The following is a 19,481-nucleotide window of genomic DNA, read 5'->3' as shown; positions in this document are numbered from 1 at the left end:
GCGTCGACGAATAATTGGAGACTCAAATGCTACGAATTGCCGTTCTCGGTGCAGGCCGCATCGGAAAAATCCACGCCGCCAACGTTGCTGCCGACCGTCGAGCGAAGCTCGTCGCCGTTGCAGACCCGTACAAGGATGCTGTCGAGGCACTTGCGGCTGACCTCGGTTGCGATGCTTCGCTCGATTGCAAGTCCGTCGTTGACCGCGAGGACGTCGATGCCGTCATTGTGGGGACCCCCACCGACACCCATATCGACCTGACATTGCAGGCCGTCCGGCTGGGCAAGCCCGTGCTTTGCGAGAAGCCCATCGACCTCGATATCAACCGCGCACTGGCGGCTGTCGAGGAAATTGAGCGCCTCGATGGCCGGGTCATGCTCGCCTTCAACCGCCGATTTGACCCGGACGCAATGCGCCTGAAGCAGGCTATCGATGAAGGCGAAGTCGGTGACGTCCGCCAGGTCATCATTACCAGCCGCGACCCGGGTCTTGCTCCGCGCGAATATCTTCGCCACTCCGGCGGCATCTTCCGCGACATGACCATCCACGATTTCGATACGGCTCGCTGGATGCTCGGCGAGGACCCAGTCGAGGTGATGGCAATGGGTAACCGTCTGGTCGACCCGGGCCTTGAAGAGCTTCCGGATTACGACAGCGTGATGGTGTTGCTTCGTACGGCGTCGGGCAAGCAGTGCCATATCAACGGTTCGCGTCAGGCTGTGTACGGCTTCGACCAGCGTGTTGAAGTCTTCGGTTCGAAGGGCATGCTACTGAACGAGAATCATCGCCCATCGAGCCTGCGTCGCTGGACGAGCGAAAGGACGGAGGCGCGCGAGCCGCTCCTCAACTTTTTCCTCGAGCGACACGCTGACTCGTACAGAGTCGAGCTCGACCGTTTCCTGACGGCGCTCGAGCAGAACGCACCAATGCCGGCAACGCCTAGGGACGGTATCCGCGCACTGCGCATCGCAAACGCGGCCATCGAGGCGGCCAATTCGGGTTGCGCGGTCAAAATCTGATGGCACAGGCACCTCGTGCTCCGCTTGGTCACTCCCGGTTGACAATGGCCGGCTTGCCGCCTTATATGAGGAATCAAACTCTTCAATAGGGCTGGTCATGGCGCAGGTCGATAGTTTCAGTGGGATTGTTATCTTCGTCACGGCGGCACGTTCGCGCAGTTTCACGGACGCCGCCGAGCAACTTGGGCTGACAAAATCCGCTGTAGGGAAAGCGATAGCGAAGCTGGAGGAGCGCCTGGGCGCTCAGCTGTTCCACCGCACAACCCGAAGCATTTCGCTCACCGCCGATGGCGAGGCCTACTTCGCCGCGTGCGCCTCCGCGCTCGACGAAATTTCCACGGCAGAAACCGCGCTCGGACCGGAACTTCATCGTCCTGTCGGTCGGCTACGCATCGACATGCCGGCAGCGTTTGGGCGCCGCATACTCGTTCCAATCTTGCTGGACATCGCGAGGAAGAATCCCGACCTGCAGTTCACGATGACGTTTTCGGACCATCTCATCGACCCGATTGAGGAAGGCGTCGACCTTGTTGTCCGTTTTGGTGAACTTCAAAGCTCAAGCGGCCTCGTCGCGCGCCGATTGTCCAGGCAGCGCATGGTGATTGCGGCGTCGCCTGCCTACCTCGGACAGCACGGGACACCGAACCGGCTTGAAGATATCGAGGCCCATTCGTGTATCGTCGGATACCGACGTGGGCAACCTCTGTCATGGCGAGTACACGTCAACGGTGAGGGGAAGCGCATCTCACCCCCAGGAACCCATCAGATAAGTGATGGCGACTCCATTGTCGAGGCGGCACTTGCTGGCCTGGGCCTCTGCCAGATGCCGATGTCACTACTCCGACCGCACCTAGAATCTGGAGCGCTGCGCTCCGTGCTCGACGACATCTCGAGCGAACTCATTGACGTGCATGCCGTTTGGCCGAAGGTGGCGCATTTGCGGCCAAAGGTACGTCATGTGGTCGACACGCTCGTCGAACTGGGCGAACAAGGTCGATTGGACTAACGGCCCCTCACTCTTCAGGTACGCAAATGAAGGCGATGGCATCTCCGCAAGCAAACGGTCACATTTAAATCTCTTACGCTATAGAGGAGAAAAGAGCTTCTTCCCGACTACAAGGCCTTATCCGTAACCCAAGAAGAAGTCTCTTTGACAGCTCAGATGGTGAAGCGTGCCTTCGGCGATAGCACTTTCACGGAACGACTCGCGCGGGTCAGCGCCACGTACCAGTTTTGCCGAGAGGTGCAGGCATCTGGCGTGATGACGACGTGGTCAAACTCTAGGCCCTTCACAAGCAGCGTGCTGCCGACCGAGCGATTTCGGATGATGCGGCCTCGCTCACGACGGGCATTCGCAATTTGAAAGGCGGCGTCGTCGAGGTGGACATCGGGATGCTCGATGCAATGCCGGAGCGCGGCGCCGACGCAATAAGACAGTTCGGGCCGAACCACCGTGACCCCGAACTCCCGCTCCAAACAGGAGAAGAAGTCGGCGACGCTGCGCAGCGAGTTGCCTTGTGCGACGGCTCGAAGTGCCAACTCGGCCGGAGACGCTGGAATTCGCATACGGTTTGTATTCTTGAGCAGGGTGTCAACCCGCTTTCGCTTACCCGAGACATCCGCGCCGCTGTAGACGGTCCCCGCGAGCGTGAGCACCGCCTCCATGCGATTCATGCCCTGAAGGTCTCGGAGTGCTCGATAAAACTCACGCTCAGATTGACCGCCCACCGGCTCGACAGTGGTGGCACGGATGAGCTTTGCCAGGTCGGCGCGTCGTGTGTCGCTCACGCTGGAGTGAAGCACGCTCAACGTATGCCCATCCTCCATCCGGACGGAGCAATGCTGGGCGAGTTCGTTCGCCCCTGCTTTCTGCTCGGACCGTGTCCACGATACCGACTCGGGAGCACGGGTAAAGTCGAATCGACCGGCGCGGAAATCAGCGCGGCCTGCGATGAGCCAATTCCCCAACTCCGCGTTTCCTGCCGCTATCCATCGATGGGGTGTCTCGAGTCGGCCAGCCAGCGGAAACCGGGTGAGAGTGTCCTTGTCCCAGTCAGCCATCTCTTCGGCGCGAAAACCGAATATGGCCTGCAGCGGGTCTCCGAACACGTAGCACCGAAGGACCCCTGCCAAAGCACAGACGAGGCGATGATGGTCGCGCGTGCAGTCCTGATACTCATCGACGAGTACGCCCGTGTACGACGCACGAAGGACGCTATTGATGGCCCCACGTTCAATAAGAGTTGCGGCCGCACGAATGACCGCCGGCCAATCGCGGTCGCGGGCACTCCACGTCCGAGCAAGGCCCGAGCCATCCGGATATGCCATCGCGTACCGATGAGCCCATGCCGACAGTGTATCAACTTGCCATTTGTCGGCGGGGACGCTAAGACGGCGAAGTCGCCTGCGGATTGCGTCGACTCCCGCCACGGTATGCGTCAGGATGAGCCATCGGCCCGGCACATGTCGTGCGACCAGCGCAATCTGCTCGGTCTTGCCGGTGCCGGCTGGCGCCTCAATGGCTCCGCCGCGCGACGCCATCATCTGTGCTACGGTGGCCTCAAGCATTGCCGTCGAACCAGCTGAAAATATGCGTGATGTGGTCGTCCGTATCACCACCGCCGATAAGACTCCAAGGCGCAAGCAACGACTTCCCAATCTCGAAGCAAAGGTCGTAGTCGCGCTTCATCCATTTCGATGCATGTGCAAGCTTCCCTATCTGGCGCAGCTTCTCTGCGTCACCAAGGTAACCTTCAATCTGCTCCAGCGATTCGAATTTCATCTTCGCTATCGTGGAAATCTCACCGATGACTCGTGCTTCGCCGTTCTCGCGCGCCAGCAGCCGGAGCAGCAACCGACGAGTCTCGACGGGCGTGCCGAGGAGCAGTTCCTGTTCAGTGCAACGGTTGTCACCCCACTCGAAGCGGTGAACACCAGCCTTGTCGAGAGCAGCCTGTTGTGCGGCACTCGGCGGGATGTCACTGTCTGTGAGCAGACCGGTGCGATAACCAAGGTGGCGAAAGTGCACAGCCACATCTGCGGCCGATGAGCCTCCGCCGTCGACGAGCGCGACGTTGTTCGCTTGGAATGGCCTGTCTGTGCCTTCGGCGTATCCCTTTAACAACGCAATTTCGGTCTGCCCCTCGCACACGAGAATGGACCGAGCAAGAAGCGCCTCGCCCTTGTCGCGGACGTACTGTTTCGCGGATAGCACCGGGGTGACGCTGCTGCTGACCGCGACCATCGTGACCTTTCCATTCCGGGCGTCTCGGCGGCACACGAACACCTCGTCGAACCGGACTTCGCGCAAGGTCGTCGTCGAATGGGTCGTTAAAAAGACCTGACCGCTACTCTCTACGCGCTTTCGAAGGTGGCTAACGAGCAGGGAGATGCGGTGCGGTTCGAGGCCGAATTCCAGTTCGTCGACTAGAAAGATGCTGCGGCCTGCTGACTCGGCACTCTGAAGCGCCGCAACGGCAAGGCGTGAAGAACCGGTACCCATGCATCGGAGAGGAACGTTGCCGTCATGCAGCACAACTCCGCTGGCGTTGGTGGAGAAGCTCGTGTGGTCAAGGTTCGCGGCGAGCCGATTCCTCATCTCCACGCCCAAGCGCGCAATATCAGGTACGACAACCTCAATCACGTCTGCGAAAGTATGCGAGCTGCGCTCGGCGAACGTATCGCGCGCGGCGCGTAGCAGCTCGTTCAGGTCGGCTGGGAGGCGCTCCGGATGCTCCCCGACCCGTGACAAAGCCGAACCACGCCCCCATGACAGATGGCGGTCCGCGTAGACACCAAGGCGGGCGGGGGCCATCTGCTTGCGGTCGGAATATCGCACGCGTCTCGTCTTGTCGTCCGGGTCGTGATGGTTTGGGATATACCAGACCGGCTCAAGGGTTTCGTCAACGTCCAACTTGAGCGTCAGCGCCGGTCGGAACCCTTCGGCCTCCCCCGGTTCCGACCGCCACTCGTTCGCCTCAGAATTCCACCCGCCGAGCATGAGCCCATACTTGTTATCACGCAGGAGCTCATCGGGAAGGTTCACGATGACGGCAGAGATGCTGATGTGGTTGACGGGCGACGCGTCCAAAAAGTCGAGGTCGTCGATGGAGACGTTATGCCGTTCCGTGAACAGCAAATCGATGGCATCGAGAATCGTCGTCTTCCCGCTATCCCCTGGACCGATGAGGCAATTGACGCCGGGCTGGGGCGTCCACAACAACTCGCTGATTCCTCGAAAGTTCTTGATGTAGATGGATGCAATATGCACTTCGGTGTCTCCGCCCGATTTCTGCTCGGATACAGGTTTATGTCGCAAACGACTATATAGGTTTACTGTACAAAAGCGAACGCAACGAACTGTGACGAGGTGGATGGCTACGATTAAATCGCCGAGTTCCAAAATCAGCTTTCGGCGCCTGCCGCTTACCTCGTAGACCAGGTGCGCTGTCATCGAGCTCCCTGTAAACTTCAAATTTCCGTCCACGGCAAAGGAGAGCAGCTTTGCTCGACCCAATCATCTCGCTCGCGTTCTCCATGCAGTCCAACAGAGGCGTCTACGCGCTTCTACTCGGTTCAGGAGTCTCGCGCTCATCGCGTATCCCAACCGGCTGGGAAATCGTCCTCGAATTGGTGAGAAAGGTTGCACGGCTGGAAAACGCGAATTGTGAGCCGGACCCCGCTGCGTGGTACGTCGAGAGATTTGGACGCCAGCCCGACTACGGTGAGTTGCTCGACGCTGTTGCGAAGACACCCAACGAGCGTCAAGCGCTCCTGCGGAGCTACTTCGAGCCGACCGAGCAAGAGCGCGAAGACGGCGCGAAGATGCCGACCAAGGCTCATCGAGCTATCGCGAAACTCGTGCGCGCTGGCTACGTGAGGCTTATCGTCACGACGAACTTCGACCGGCTCACCGAGCGCGCGCTCCAGGACGAGGGCATTGCTCCCATCGTTGTGAGCGGACCGGACCAATTGGCAGGGCTTCCGCCTTTCGCTCACCTCGGGTGTTGCGTGGTAAAGGTGCATGGCGATTACCTCGACACACGCATCAGAAACACCCCGACCGAGCTCGAAGAGTATGCGGCGGAGATGAACAGATTCCTGGACCGAGTATTCGACGAGTTCGGCGTCCTGACCTGCGGTTGGTCAGCCGATTGGGATACAGCTTTGCGGGCAAGTATCGAGCGCGCTCCCTCGCGCCGCTACTCAATGTACTGGGCATCTAGAGGCGAACCGGGTCAGGCCGCACGTGACCTGATTGCTGGGCGCTACGGCCAAGTTCTACCGATTAGCGATGCGGACAGCTTCTTCGACGACTTGCATTCGAAAATCGAGTCCATCGAAGAGTTCGACAAACCGCATCCACTCTCTAAGGACATCGCTGTTGCGTCGGCAAAGCGCTTCCTGAGCGAGCCGCAGCATCGAATCCGCTACTCTGACCTCGTCGATGGGCTGGCGAACGACCTCGCGGCCAAACTGCGAGACGGCCCGTTTGCGGACACGAATACCATGCCGAACGTCGACTCGGTGACGGCCAGAGTCCGTTCTTATGACTCGCTTTGCTCAGTCTTGGTCGGTGTGGCGACGGTCGTTGGTCGATGGGGAACCAGCGATAACGCCCTCGTGCTGCGGCGCGCACGCGAGCGCATAGAGGCAATACGACGACATGATGGATATCCCGCGTGGATAGACTTCCAGCACTATCCTACGACCCTGCTTACCTACGCCGCGCTCCTTGGCGCATCGCTAGGCGACAACATGGTCGCAATGCGCCCCCTATTTGACGGCGAGGTGAAAGTAAGAGGCTACGACACCCCCGTCACAGTTGCATTGCCTCCAAGTTTCTTTGCCGAGGAAGACTCGGCGAAGCTGCTCAAGGATTTCGCACGCCATCGTGTCCCGGTCAGCCTCTGGATGCATCGAACCCTTTGGACCGAGGTGGGTCACGAATTCACATCTCAGTCGGAGTTCGATATGCACTTCGACGTCGTGGAAATTCTGGCGGGCTTGGCTTGTCAGCACACCCGCGCGGAGAGAGGTGATATCGAGTTCGGCGGGTGGTTTCCGCCCGGTCGCTATATCAACAGCGCAAAAAACCGTGAGCGGATTTTTGGTGAAATCGAAGAGAGCCTTACGACGCTCGGAGGTAAGTCACCGTTTGTAGCTCTTGCGTTGTTCGGAAACGATGCGAAGGCGTGCAAGGCGGCAATCGTCGCTATGCGAACTGCGTTGACCAGAATCCGTTACGGCTGACCTCTCGACTTCGTCGCCCATCGCGCTAGTCCAACGTACAGAGTAGCCGGCTCGGACATATCGACTGCGGTCCCCATGCTCGCTCGCTATGGATGGCGAGGCCGCTGTCGGGCGAAGCAAGTCCCGTGACTCGCAGATTCATGCTTGGCACGGAAACCCACATCTCGCTGGTGAAAGCGATTACCATCAAGGTCTGAATGACGGCGAAGACGCCGAGAGGCTTCACAGAGCTCCGTCAGACCGCAAACGCAACGTCCGACTTGCGAAATCTTCTTCACAAGTAAGTCCACTATGGCTGAGCCTCGATTGCTAGCTTTTCGATTGCCGTTCGACCTAGTTGGCGAACGATTTGAGCGCGACGTCGTCCTTCACGACACGACCGCGGAGATTACCGTACCCGACAGCTTCGAATCCGATATGGCCGACGATGTCGCGCGGTCGGAGGTGCTGGCCATTCAACGTCTGCTCACTCTGAGTCGCCACGCCGATATCCATTTCCGCTGGGGGGCGCAGATTGCAAAGCGGGTACTCGCGTCGCCGTCCCTTTTTCCTCTGCTGGCGGTAGCAATTACGCTGGAAGACGCCCATCACTCGATTGAAGGGATGGATGTGGAACAGGCGAGCGCCGATATAGAGACTGCACGTCGTAGACTCTTCAAACAGCGCCTGAAGACGGACATGTTTTCCGATACGCAGGTCGTGGTTTGCGCCGACAGTCGGGGGCGTGGCACGCCGCCGGATTTATACGGCAATGGCGGCCGGATGATTGCCCGTGATGACTTCGAATCCTTACTTGAAGAGCTGGTCGCCCTGCAGGCAGGCACAGACTTTTCAACGTCGACCGCAGTCAAATGGAGTTCTGCTCTGGCCACGGTTGTGTCGGAGCTCTTTGAGAACTCCGACACACATGGCAAAACAGAGCTATCCGGTCTTCCTATTCGGAAGAACGGCATTCGAGGCATCGTCTTGAAGCGGATAGAGCTCGATAAACCTGCGAAGAAGGCCACTGGCGAGGAAGCCGCAAAGATAGACGCATTCGAGCTGTCCATCTTCGATTCCGGCCCAGGCTTTTTCGCGTCGTTTCTACGGAAACCGATTCAGGACGATGTTCCGCTCGACCTTGAATGGAAAGTGGTTCATGCCTGCCTTGAACGCCACTACGAACCGGGTATCACAGACCTTAGGCCAGGGCACCGTGGCATGGGACTCTACGAGGTTCTGCGTGCACTGCAGTTGCTGCGAGGCGCAATCGAAGTTCGTACAGGAAGAATCTTCGGGTATCGCACTTTCATGGAGGGCGACCTTAAATTCAAGATGGAGCCCGCCACATCGCTCACACGCCCCGGCATGCCCAAGCCGCAACTCCTCGACGTTGAGCGGCGCATCGTCACGGTCCCGACAAGGCATGAGCTGTTGGTGGGTTCGTCTATCCGAGTAATCGTTCCCCTGCATTGAAAGCATGAGCGCGCTTCGTCTAACAACAAGATTTCGTCGAGACGCATATGAGGGCGAAGCCAGCCTTCTGGTCTATGACGAGTATGACTTCACCGAATCGACGCTGAGCGAGGACGTTCGGAATATCTTCGACCGGCATCCGGCGACCGCAGACATTTACGTGCTTGCGCCATTCGTTGCGACGGATGAGATAGTTCGATTGATTGCGGGCGGCGTAGCAGTGGCGCGCGCCCGTCGCTACTTCGAAGGGATTGGAGGGAAGATTCGTCTTCTGTCTATCCGCGAGGAGCCTGCAGGAAAGTTTCAAGTTCTGGCGACACCGTTCGAATACAGCGACGAAGAGGCGACGCCGGGCGAGCCCGAAGTGCTCAACTCGAAACTGTCGAGCGGATGGTTGTTTGACCTGTTTCACCGCGGAGGGGGTTTGGTGGAGGCACCGCCCGGCGTGCATTTCGGGAAGCTGTCGGGCCGGCACTCCAACAAATTTTTGCGAGCAAGTGCGCCGCTTCTGACGTCAGAGGCGTGCGCCGTAGTCGCGTTCTTCGCCCTTGCTGCGACAACCGGAAAGGCACCTTCACGCATTCTTGTCGACACGGCCCCCATCATCGCCGTGGCGTTTGCGATGGCGCGCATGGCCATCACGCACGAACTGTGGGAGAAGCAGCCGCCCGTGAAGTCGTTCAGTTCTTACGGTGGGGTCGAGAACCTGCCGCGCACGCGGCCGACGGATTTGTTCCTCGTTTCTGCCTCGACCTCAGGTGGGCTGGCGCAACGGCTCACCGGCATCAAGGCCGGCGAGGACCGCATTGTCACGCTTTTCTATCTTGAGGCGGGCGCTACGGAGTACAACGGCATAATTGTCTGTAACCTGACCTATCGGAACGACGGTCTGTACGGCTATACGCCAATCAGCAACCATCAGGCGGCGAATTGCCCGTATTGCAATGCCGGGTATTTTCTTGCCCAACTCGAGGGCGACCAATTCCTGCTTGAAAAGCGGGCTGTGAGGCGACTGGCAGTTCGCAGTTCATCGCAACCGCCGGATGCGAGAAAGGCCATAGAGCGACTCGCCCGAACAGGCCGCCTGGATGTAACACGCTTCAGACCTTCCGTCTGGTCTGCGGGAACTGAAATCGACGGTGAGCGGCTCCTCGAAGCGGACAAGTTGCTCCGAACGGATTTTGTCCGCATGATGCGCAGATTTTCGCCTGCTCCTCTGGATTACGTCATGCTCGTCGGCATCTCCGATGACGGATTCGCGAAGCTGGTCGCGGAAGCGAGGCTGGAAGCCGTCGTCGGAGCCGCTACGGTGACTCGCTCCCTCGAGGGCCTGCCGAGCGTTTCAGGGGGAGGTGCGCTAGTCGTCTTCGGCTGTTTGAGCAATCACGCGCACGCTCGTGAAATCAACGCACGCATGCGTACGCTGGTCCCAGGCGGCGCTGTTGCCTACCTCTCGGCCATTACCGTTGCCCAGACTCGTCAAGCACTGGATGAACTCGAGATGTTCTTGAGCTACGGCGAAAGAGGCCGCGACACGTTCACCGTGCGTTCCGCGCTCAATTTCATGCTTCCAGTGCTTGCGCCGTCGGCAACCGCATGGGAGGACGAGTACAACCTACTGCAGCGCATGAGCGAAGAGAAAGCGCTGCCGGCAGAGCTAGATGCTCGATTGCAAGAACTCGATGCGTCGGCAACAAGTAAAGACGGATTGTTCTTCAGTGGCTGCAGACCTGCGTTGGCAATCGCCCGCGATTTCGTCTACTTGGATACAGAAGACCGTCGCGAGTGCATCTCGCAGGCTGACATATACGCTGTCGTGTCGAACATGCTTGCGTGCGTTCGTGCGGATAACCAAGGCTTGGGCGCGAAGAAGACGAATCCGTTGGGTAGCGCACTGGGTACGTCCAGTGTGTACGGTCACGTTCTGGTCTGTCCGTCCAACTTCGAGAACTACAACGATGCGGTTCTTCGCGCCGCTTTCCTACGTGCCGCGAGTCCGTCCGAACTTCTGTACTCGGTGGACGACGAGTGCAGTACCGCAGTGTTCAACGTTATCGACGCTGAGCTTGAAGCGTGGGGCGAAGGCGGCGGTGGAGCTCTTCCGGAATTCATGTTGGCGCTGGCCACACGCAGGATGCGCCTGGCCGACAGGCACCTCCAAGAATTGAGCGCTCGATTCACGGACAAAGCATTACCGTCGTACCTTCGCGACTTGGCTGGAGTCATTGAGAACTTGCAGGACTTCGCCTAGGCAGGCGGCGGCACAGAGCAACTTCCCGGGCTGGGGCGTGGCGTCAGGACGTCGCGTACGCAAGGGCACGACCACCGAAGACGCGCCCGTCGATGCTGTGTCAAGCTGAATTCGAGACTTTTCGGCAGCTGCGTACAGTTGGGGCCGCAAACATCTGCTGATTGGCAGTCGGTCTGTGTTTAAAGATACACCCGGGCAACCGATGAATTGCCATTTCTTTCCGCAGCCGCCGGAGCTCGCTCCCGTAATGGTGACCAAATTTCTCATCGGCGGTCGCTTGCAAATCCGAGAAGTCTCGTTCAGGATTGCTGGACGGTTCGACTAAACAGCGGAGTTGCAGCATGAGCGATGATGAAGCCACTGTGTCGGAAAAATGGCAGCTGAAGGGAGCTGAAATCGACGTGCAGGCCGTCCTCGAGGCGCTTCGCGAGGCCTATCCGGACGTTCATCTCGAGGCTGAGCCTGCCGAGGATGAGGACGAGGAAGCGCTGGTCTCACGCAAGCCTCTCCGTGACATCAATGTGGTGGACATCATCATCACAGCCGTTATCACGAAAGCTGCCCAGGAAACCCTACTCTTTGCGTACAACAAGCTGAAGGAGCTTGCGCGAGACAGGTCGATAGAGGTCGAGCAGAAAACCGACGAAGAGGAAGGCTAGAAGGGTAGCCTGGGTAGACGACTCCCCACGGATTCATAGGCACGTTGGCGGGCTCGTCTTCGATTGAACGACGACTCAGGGAGCGAGCGCGTCAACGCGCGGCACGCTATGGCATACAAACCGTCGCCGCTCGTCGCCAGAGTCTCGCTTCGGTCCGCTGCAGGAGACGGCTTCTATTCGCCGCATTCGCAGTATCTTGGCTTCAATAAGGAGCGCATCCGTCCTTGGGCGCAGAACGCGAAGGATGGATTGCAAGACCAACCTTCTGATGTGCGAGAAGTTGAATCCGTCATCCAGCACGAGCTCGCTCACTGGATTCAAGGCCATGGAACCAGTATCGGCGCGTTTCTCGCAAGACTGCGCGGCCGACAACTGGACCTGTTCAAGCGTTTTCCTCGAGCCGCTGGTGCCGAGCTGATACAGCAACTTTTCAGTCGACGCTTTGCGAGCGTTTCTGCGCTGCCTCTCATCAGGACGTCCAAGTCTGTGCTAGCGGAAGAGCCGGAATACAGCCGGCAAGAGGTCTTCCTAGGCTTTAGAAGCCAATGGTGGAATCTGCAGCTCGGACAATCTGTATTTGAGCAGCCCGACGAAGTTGTGAAGAAACGGCTGCGCACTGGCGAAGCTCTCAGAGTGGCATTCAGTGACTCTCCCGTTGATGAGTGGCGGCAGTCTGTGCCAATTAGCTCCGACGATGAAGAAGCGACGCTCCGAAAAATCATGTCCCAGAAAATCAAGACCAACGACTTGCTTGAAGGATTCGCATCCGCCAACCAGCTTCTTTATTACGGCCTTTACCAGAAGATTGACCAAGGCGATTGGCTGCAGCAGCGCATCAGCCAGACCATCCAGTCAATCTCCACCACACACTACGGAGCTGGGATTAGGCATTTAGCTTCCGTGTCCTCATCTGCGAAGCGCGACATGATTCGCGGCATGGCTGTCTTTTGCGCAATCGCCGATTTATCGCTACATCCGTCCTTCGAAGAAATCCATGATGCAGCTTTAAGCGGAGGGCCTATTGCCAACGCTTTTGAGCGAGTGTATCCGCCGTCGCGGTTCGTTGTGCTCTGTGAAGCGGCCGATGGTCTTCCGCAGCTATCCGTTAATGCGAAGCACGAAGAGATTGGAGAGTTTCAAGCGGAGGTGCTGCGTCGTGCCGGGATGACCATCGCGAACGAACAGTTCCAAGCCTGCGACGGCCTGCCGTCCATTCACGACCTGACATACAAGGGCGAGATTCTGGCCAAATACACTTTGGCCGACGTGGAGAGGACGTGGCAAAACAACGCAATGGAGTTGCGCAAATCACTGCCAGCGTTGTTCGTTTTACCTTCTCCGCAATACCTTCTCGACCGCGGTTGGCTTACTGAACTGCGCAACGACAGAGACAGAAGTTCCATCGTCCTTCCGCCGTTGTGGTCCGATGAAGAAAAGCACATCTACTTCCATCTGAATCATGCGGCGTCCCACTGCCTAATCTTCTGGTCGCTCGTCGCAAACATTACGCACAGTATATTGTGCGGCCACAAACGTGTGGACCTTTCTGCGTTTCCGGAGGATGTCCAGGAGAGCGGAATCATGGATGACGCTCGCTCCGCAATTTTCAGGCACTGCGGTTTCGACACCGCTCCCTCAGCGGCGTGACGCGCACTTCACGGGCGACTTTTCCACATAGGTCATTTTGCAGAGTGGTGGTGCCTCGTGCGAGAGCCCCGCGTGTAGCGCATTGGTGACATCGATAGCACGGGTACACGGAGATGTTGCTGGGAATCATGGCAGCTTTCGACGCAACGCACGACTTGCCAGGTCGTCAATGTGCCGAAACGCGCTTGAGACCACCTCGATATCATATGGGGCCAAACGGTGTTCCTCGAAGTCTCCGCGCCAGTGGCTGACCACTTGCCAGACGTTTGCTATCAGCTCTTTATCTCACAATCTACTCATCTAGTCGATTCAACGAACGATTTCTTCCGCGAGGAGGACTCTCATTTGCCACCAAGGCCCAACGTCTGCTAACGATGAGTAGCCCGTGAGAGGTCTGAGCGAAAGGAGCGCTCGCCGCGTCTCTACGCTCCAGGTTGCTTCGACCTTGCCAGTATCTGCGTTCGCGCCGGGCTGTTCGGTCAAACACGTTCCAGAGGCGATTAAACGTTCCTTTTTTGTCGGCAGGTACGTCCAAATCCGCATCTAAGCCCGGGAGCAAGTCGCATCGCCAGATATCGCGGAGAACGTCCGACCATTGGAAGACCTCCCCATTTCCTTCTCTGTATCCGTTAAGGAACAACGCCAAGCGGCTCCACAAGTATGCCTCGGAGTCTGACCATCCCGGCGTGGGAGCATTCGCTCGACTGGCTGCGTAACGCGCCATGTTCAAAAGCCTTCTATTGACGCCCCTGACCGTAACGCTTGGTTCCCGCCTCCATCGAGTTAGATAGGGAACAAGCCATTCAAGGATGACTAAAGCTGAATTCAACTGCTCCGAATGTTGACGCATGTTTCTGGGGATTCCGACCCACATGTCTTGCTCACCTGGGAAGGATGCCCAATCGAATCGGTGCGCCCCCAATCGCTGCAGCTCCACGGGAACTGGTGCGTCAGACGAGCTTGCCAAATCTTCAAACTGCTCTAGAGCTTGTGCCCAGCGCAGAAAATCACCTCCGTCTTTGAATAACCGCGGACCCTTGGGCTCCTCCGGCGGTGCGTCGACGGCTTCTGCGGGAGGGTCCATGAACATGACCTGCAGGGCATTGCTTGTGGGCTCAAAGTACGTCATCGAGCAGGCATGCTCCGCCGGATAAACGATTGATGGAGTCGCTGCACTACCATGCTGCCACTTTACTGCTGCTAACTTGCAAGCTTGGGATAACCCCTTCTTCAAAACGGCGTTGTCTTTGTCGCTCAGCGCCCCCTTCGCTTCTACGCAAGCCCAGAGTCCGTTGGCGAACTTAACCAGAAAGTCTGGGTTTTCTTCCTCCCACAGAACTCCCGACATAAAATTTGCCGCATTACTGGCCAGTACACCGTAGTGCCAGAACTCTACGATACTGCCAAAGCCGCGAGCTTGGCCCCACAGCCGCGTAGCGACTCGCGCATACAGCATCCCCAGTGCAAAAGAGTCCGTCGTTTTAGCGGTCTTTTCGAGTATCGGCGCGAACGGTCGAAGTACCCAATCGCCGAGAGGTGGCTGAGACTGCTTTAAAAGCGTGAGTGTCAAATTCAGCTGAGTTCGGAGGTGCTTCTGAAGCGCGCTTTGCTCAGCAGCAGAAAGGCTGGGCATTGGAGGAATGTTTCTACCGTATCCACAATCCAAAGCGTCAGCTAATAGTTGCGGCTTGCTAAGAGATGGGCTAGGCAATGGCAAAGTCGGCGGAGCGGCTGGTCCAAACTGAGCACGGAAATCGGCCGGCTTCAGCGTGAAATCCAATGCAGCTTTTTTTGCTTTGGGGACGATAAATTCGACGACATTCGGCATAAATCGGTCGATTCAATTTTTAACTGCGAAGGTGGAGGGCGCCCAATACATAAAGGGATACATTAGAAAGGAAGCCCTACGACGAGCGGGTGACATTGTGCATCTTCTTCGCAATTTTTTAAACACTCGCTGAAGTCACCATCAACTACGCATCACGAGCGAGGCTCGAGTGCGAGGCTGTTCGGTCAATTACCGCGGAGCGATGTGCGGAGTCGGAGGCCTTCCGGCGCCCGTGTTTCGCGGCGACGAAGTTCCTCATAGTCGAGGTCGCCGAGACGGTCACTCACCTTTTCGACAAGCTTTCCGGCGTGCTCGCGACTAGCCGCTGCGTAGTCTCTAGCTTTGTTGGATGCTGCTTGTGTAACGTCACTCAGCGCGGCGGGAATTTCCACACGCTCGGCGAGCGCAGCCGCTTTTGCCTTAGCCTCCGACAACGAATCCTTCAGTCCGCTGCCCAGTGCTGCAATCTTGTTCCCAAATAAGGCCATGATTCCTCGGTGTCCATCTTATTGTTGGCATCGAGGATTACGGCAGGAGTGGCCATAAACTTTAGGCGAAGCAAGCGCTACCGTCAGGCCGCTGCGATATCCCGATAGCGGTCGTCTCTAAGTCATCCCGAGGTGGCTGAGGATGCAGGTCTGACACCCGCGCTATCAAGCCGAAGTCGCCTTCGCCAGTGTGCCTGCAGCAACTGTTGGCAATAGGGTTGGCCTTCAACTGGTCCTTCAATGACCCGGTTAGCCCGTCGGACCCGCACGGTGCCCCAGCGTCAATAGCTCCGGCGCCTGCTGCGCCAGGCCGTGGGCTCAGTTGACCGCAAACCTTCTTGACGGTGTCAGGCTACTACTTCAGCCGGACTTCTAAAGGCTGCGACGATATTCACTGAAATCAACGTGACGGTTGCGCGAATGGATTGATTGGCTGAACCTTCTTTCGGTCCTTTACCCGCTCGAGCATCTGAACCTTCGCCCAATCTGCCGTCATTGCTTCCAGCTCGCGCACGACGTTTGATTCCAGTGCCTGCAGTCCCGCGTCACCTTGAAAATTCGATTTGAATGCGTGGAGGAGACGATGCTGAAGGAGGCGGGTTACGCCCTCGATTCGCTCTCGCGTGTCCGAATCGGTGAACATCGTCGACTGCGGTGAAAACGGGTCGTAGTAAAGCAGATGAGAATACTCGCTGTTCACGGCAACCTTGGGCTCATCACTGACCAGCAATGCGCCAAGCAGTTGAACCGAGCCCTTCATGCCCTTTGGCGTTTTGAAAACCCATAGGCGCTTGGGCAACCGCTGCTTGAGTTCACCAATCTTGGGGCTGTTGAAAGCAAAGTAGCCGACGCGACTACTTTTCAAGTCTTGCTCGAGTTTTTGCCAGTAGTAGAAAATATCCATTCCTTGCCCGTCCACCCTCGTCGGTTGTAGTCATATGCGACGACGTAATGGTACCAACAGCGTGCTGCGAGCCCGACGAGGAGATTTCAGATTCGTCACGCATACCCGAGATTAGCGTGCAGACCGTGCCCGGCGACTCGCTGGGTGGGGCGGCTCTCACTGTCTGACAGACACGGCCGGAATGTTTCAACGTGACCAACAGAAGCTTTGTCGTGTGTCGCAATCAATCACACACGTCGCCGCCGCGACTCGACATCCTAGAAAGGAGAAATCCGGAATTGTTCCATGTAAACATAAAGTTAGGCCCTCGGTAGTGTCGGAGCTGCGCTTGGCACAGAACGTGGATATGGTTAAGCGAGCGAAAATTCGAACCGCTCAATCAAAATCCGTCCCTTGCCCCACACTACTTTTAGGGTGAATCGAAATGAGCACACTGACTATTGTTGACCTGCATCACGAGGAAGAACTGTCTCGTACTGAGATGGCCCGCGTTGTCGGTGGGCATGATGTGGAAAAAGAAAAAGCGCTCGTTGAACTCTACGGCGTTATCAACTCGATGAACACTTTGGAGAACACGCCCGACCCGGCTCCCGGTCACGTGTCGATGAAACTGTAACTATCGAGCCTCGAGAAGGCATGGGCCTATTTCTTCGAGGAAATGCGTCCCGCGTGGCGTAGCGTCTGCACCGCTACGTCACGTGGCGCTCGCACGCGAAGTTGCACGGCGAAGGCATGAACCCGGGGAAAAACATGAAATCGGCAAATTTAGGAGCCGATGGCCTTTGTGGCTAGTCCTCAAACGGGTTGCTAGCGTCTTTCGTTTCGGTACTGAGGTTGTACTCCGCGCGCGCAGCTTTGAGCACGCGCTCGATGTCACGCTCGAAGCCGACTGCGTTCCCGAAGTTGGTCATGTTCCAGTTGCAGCCTGTTTTATCCGGCTCTTGCAACAGGGGCCGCGGCACACGAATCTTCACTCCATCCTCGACGACTTCTTGCAGTCGATGAATTCGACGGTCGACCTCTTGCTGAAGCCGCGAAGCATTAAGCGTCTTGCGTATCACCCGAGTCTCCTGTCGAGAATCTAAGCCAGTCTAGCGCATTGGGGGTGTTCCGCGACCCAGGGTCGATATGCGGCTTGCCTTCAGAAATCGCTCGATTAGTGGGTCAGGGAGCATCGCCAAATCAAAGCGCGGGAATTACGGTGTCGAGGCTGCCAATGGCTCGACCTTGATGCGCTGGCACCGATACCAACACCTTCGTTCGCCCGATGCGTCGTTACGCTGCAAGCCGGTGCTCATAGTACGGCCTGTCTCTATCATCAAGAATCGCATACATTGCCTTCAAATCCGAAGCTTCTGGGTTCAACCACGCGTCGATGTTTTCAGTCTTGATTGGCACAATGCACCTGTCGTGGCCGGCAGCCTCGACTTCTGGCGGCGGCTCATCAGTGATGGCAGCGAACGATAGCAGGTCGGGTTGCCCTGGCGCGGTCCATCTCGACCAGAGGCAAGCAACGTGCATCAGTTGGCCGTTGTTCGGACGAAACTCGAGGACGACATTCTCGTCTTTCTCATGAGTCTCCAGCAACGTGCCTTCCATCTTTGCTTTGCTGACGTTCTCGTAGAAGACATCAACAAGTATCACGCCATGCGTGTAGCCGAAACACGGCTTCCAGAATCCTTCGAGGTTGTCGCGTCGTGCGTTGTAGGTGCCTGGATACTTCACGTCGTAGTTCGCCGGTTTGCCAGCAATTCGGCACTGGTAACGCATCGGCTTGACCACGTACTTGCCGTTCACCATGACAAGCACAGGTGCGTAGGTTCCAGGAAAAATTCGTGAGTCGCGTGGCTTCGCCTCGGTTCGGTTGATGTCCTCGAGGCGGCGCAGCGACGTGTCAATTTTGTCTGCCGCGATGCGCTTACTCTCCGTTGCGGCCTTGGTCACCTTGGTCTGCAGCGTTCGCTCAGCGTCCGCGAGGCGGGTCCGTTGTTTGAAAAGCTCCTGCTCAAGCTTGGTCGTTTGCTCCGCGTTGAACCGGTCGATAGACGCTTTGATTTGTCGCTCTTCATCTGTTTGCGGGTCGCGAAAACTGTCGTCGACCGCCTTCGGAATCTTTGCTCTGCTGCCCTCGGCTCGTTCGAAGTAGAGTCGCGCAAATTCTTCGATGTCCATGTGCGCGCCGAAGGTCTTCACGTACTTGCGATAGTCCGCTTGAATTTGGGCCGAATAACACATGCGTGGTCTTCCTTGGTTGATTAGCTGGCTGGCCAGCTCAGAGCGATTCCTTGCACAGCTTCATCATCTTCTGGACCACCGTGCTTGCTCGATTGAGCGTCATCTCGCGGGTGAACAGTGCCGGCACGTCGCACTGCCGAACCGCGATGCCGGCGTCCTGCAACTCGCGCTTTGCAATCTTCAGCGCAAGCTGCCCGAGGAGCACTCGGTCGAGCCAGTCCATCGCCGCGGCGTTTCGCGCGAGCCAAATGCGACAGCTCTCGACAAGATGGTCGATTCGCCACTCATACGTCAGCGTGTGTGACGCAGCGACTGTTGCGACCAAAAAGCATAGAAGGTCGGCGCGCGCGCCTGGAAGGTCATCAATATCGAGTTTTTCCATTGTTTCGTTCGAGGCTTTGGTTCATCTGAATACAGTTGCAGACGACGCGGCGAGATTCAACCGTATCGCGCCTGCCCCGTCGTCTGCGCTGCTGCATCGCACACCTGTTCCGACGCATGAGCCGTCGCAACTCTTGCAGTAGTGTCGGTCGCGCACGCTGCCGTCGACTGCCCAGCGATTGAAATCGTCAACAGGTTTCATGCCGACCGTTCGGCCAGCCTGCTGCGCGAAAAAGGTCGGCTCTCCGGCCTTGCCACGTGCGACGGCCTCGTCAATGGTCGCATCACCGAAGGCGTCACGCAGCTTCGACACGAAATCCGCAATTTCCGGCATCGGGTGCTTTCGCACAAGCATATCCAAA

At 57.6% G+C, this 19,481-nt stretch carries 17 protein-coding genes; 8 read left to right on the top strand and 9 right to left on the bottom strand.

Translation table 11 applies throughout. The features are described 5' to 3' along the window. Positions 1 to 26: 26 nt before the first annotated feature. Positions 27 to 1,019 carry an inositol 2-dehydrogenase gene (gene iolG / locus PQR08_RS00925; RefSeq protein ID WP_238294203.1) on the top strand — a complete coding sequence of 331 codons (993 nt, stop codon included), beginning with the start codon at positions 27 to 29 and terminating at the stop codon, positions 1,017 to 1,019. Between the two features lie 97 nt (positions 1,020 to 1,116). Next, positions 1,117 to 2,025 carry a LysR family transcriptional regulator gene (locus tag PQR08_RS00920; RefSeq protein WP_238294205.1) on the top strand — a complete coding sequence of 303 codons (909 nt, stop codon included), beginning with the start codon at positions 1,117 to 1,119 and terminating at the stop codon, positions 2,023 to 2,025. A 152-nt stretch (positions 2,026 to 2,177) separates the two neighbouring features. On the opposite strand, the gene PQR08_RS00915 is transcribed toward PQR08_RS00920, so the two are convergent. Both PQR08_RS00915 and PQR08_RS00910 read right to left on the bottom strand, forming a co-directional pair. After that, the gene (locus PQR08_RS00915; RefSeq protein ID WP_250486835.1) at positions 2,178 to 3,587 is read right to left on the bottom strand and encodes a UvrD-helicase domain-containing protein; all 1,410 of its coding nucleotides are present in this window, start codon (positions 3,585 to 3,587) and stop codon (positions 2,178 to 2,180) included. After that, positions 3,580 to 5,472: an ATP-dependent nuclease gene (locus PQR08_RS00910; protein ID WP_250486836.1), complete on the bottom strand. Its 1,893-nt coding sequence runs from the start codon at positions 5,470 to 5,472 to the stop codon at positions 3,580 to 3,582. The genes PQR08_RS00915 and PQR08_RS00910 overlap by 8 nt, the downstream gene beginning before the upstream one ends. Before the next feature lie 50 nt (positions 5,473 to 5,522). Here PQR08_RS00910 and PQR08_RS00905 point away from each other — a divergent pair, with 50 nt between their 5' ends. The 5 genes from PQR08_RS00905 to PQR08_RS00885 all read left to right on the top strand — a co-directional run bounded on the left by PQR08_RS00905 (position 5,523) and on the right by PQR08_RS00885 (position 13,283). Then, positions 5,523 to 7,271, top strand: coding sequence for an SIR2 family protein (locus tag PQR08_RS00905; RefSeq protein WP_250486837.1), 1,749 nt, complete (start codon positions 5,523 to 5,525; stop codon positions 7,269 to 7,271). Positions 7,272 to 7,562: 291 nt separating this feature from the next. Next, complete coding sequence (locus PQR08_RS00900) at positions 7,563 to 8,726, top strand: hypothetical protein (RefSeq protein ID WP_238294210.1); 1,164 nt, start codon at positions 7,563 to 7,565, stop codon at positions 8,724 to 8,726. A gap of 4 nt (positions 8,727 to 8,730) precedes the next feature. After that, positions 8,731 to 10,977 carry a hypothetical protein gene (locus tag PQR08_RS00895; protein ID WP_250486838.1) on the top strand — a complete coding sequence of 749 codons (2,247 nt, stop codon included), beginning with the start codon at positions 8,731 to 8,733 and terminating at the stop codon, positions 10,975 to 10,977. A gap of 341 nt (positions 10,978 to 11,318) precedes the next feature. After that, positions 11,319 to 11,636 (top strand): hypothetical protein, encoded by a 318-nt coding sequence (locus tag PQR08_RS00890; protein ID WP_238294213.1) that lies wholly within the window; start codon positions 11,319 to 11,321, stop codon positions 11,634 to 11,636. Positions 11,637 to 11,744: 108 nt separating this feature from the next. After that, positions 11,745 to 13,283: a hypothetical protein gene (locus tag PQR08_RS00885; RefSeq protein WP_250486839.1), complete on the top strand. Its 1,539-nt coding sequence runs from the start codon at positions 11,745 to 11,747 to the stop codon at positions 13,281 to 13,283. 292 nt (positions 13,284 to 13,575) lie between these two features. Here the strand turns inward: PQR08_RS00885 and PQR08_RS00880 are convergent, their stop codons facing one another. From PQR08_RS00880 to PQR08_RS00870, 3 genes are all read right to left on the bottom strand, one after another. After that, on the bottom strand, positions 13,576 to 15,111 hold the full coding sequence (locus PQR08_RS00880) for a hypothetical protein (protein WP_238294217.1): 1,536 nt from the start codon (positions 15,109 to 15,111) through the stop codon (positions 13,576 to 13,578). Between the two features lie 185 nt (positions 15,112 to 15,296). Beyond that, complete coding sequence (locus PQR08_RS00875) at positions 15,297 to 15,599, bottom strand: hypothetical protein (protein ID WP_238294219.1); 303 nt, start codon at positions 15,597 to 15,599, stop codon at positions 15,297 to 15,299. 400 nt (positions 15,600 to 15,999) lie between these two features. Then, positions 16,000 to 16,503 (bottom strand): hypothetical protein, encoded by a 504-nt coding sequence (locus tag PQR08_RS00870; protein ID WP_250486840.1) that lies wholly within the window; start codon positions 16,501 to 16,503, stop codon positions 16,000 to 16,002. 424 nt (positions 16,504 to 16,927) lie between these two features. On the opposite strand from PQR08_RS00870, the gene PQR08_RS00865 reads away from it, so the two are divergent. Continuing rightward, on the top strand, positions 16,928 to 17,119 hold the full coding sequence (locus PQR08_RS00865; protein ID WP_035505908.1) for a hypothetical protein: 192 nt from the start codon (positions 16,928 to 16,930) through the stop codon (positions 17,117 to 17,119). 172 nt (positions 17,120 to 17,291) lie between these two features. Here the strand turns inward: PQR08_RS00865 and PQR08_RS00860 are convergent, their stop codons facing one another. The 4 genes from PQR08_RS00860 to PQR08_RS00845 form a co-directional block, all read right to left on the bottom strand. Continuing rightward, entirely contained in the window at positions 17,292 to 17,564 is a 273-nt protein-coding gene (locus tag PQR08_RS00860) for a hypothetical protein (RefSeq protein WP_062253099.1), read from the bottom strand. A 214-nt stretch (positions 17,565 to 17,778) separates the two neighbouring features. Continuing rightward, positions 17,779 to 18,738, bottom strand: coding sequence for an SOS response-associated peptidase family protein (locus PQR08_RS00855; RefSeq protein ID WP_250486841.1), 960 nt, complete (start codon positions 18,736 to 18,738; stop codon positions 17,779 to 17,781). Between the two features lie 37 nt (positions 18,739 to 18,775). Further along, positions 18,776 to 19,120, bottom strand: a complete 345-nt coding sequence (locus PQR08_RS00850) for a hypothetical protein (RefSeq protein WP_250486842.1) — start codon at positions 19,118 to 19,120, stop codon at positions 18,776 to 18,778. Between the two features lie 21 nt (positions 19,121 to 19,141). Next, positions 19,142 to 19,453 (bottom strand): hypothetical protein, encoded by a 312-nt coding sequence (locus PQR08_RS00845; protein ID WP_408160981.1) that lies wholly within the window; start codon positions 19,451 to 19,453, stop codon positions 19,142 to 19,144. Positions 19,454 to 19,481 lie beyond the last annotated feature (28 nt).

The sequence above is a fragment of the Caballeronia jiangsuensis genome, from assembly GCF_046030135.1.
Lineage (GTDB): Bacteria > Pseudomonadota > Gammaproteobacteria > Burkholderiales > Burkholderiaceae > Caballeronia > Caballeronia jiangsuensis.
Note: the sequence above shows the minus strand (reverse complement) of the source record. Positions and strands in the feature narration are given on the sequence as shown.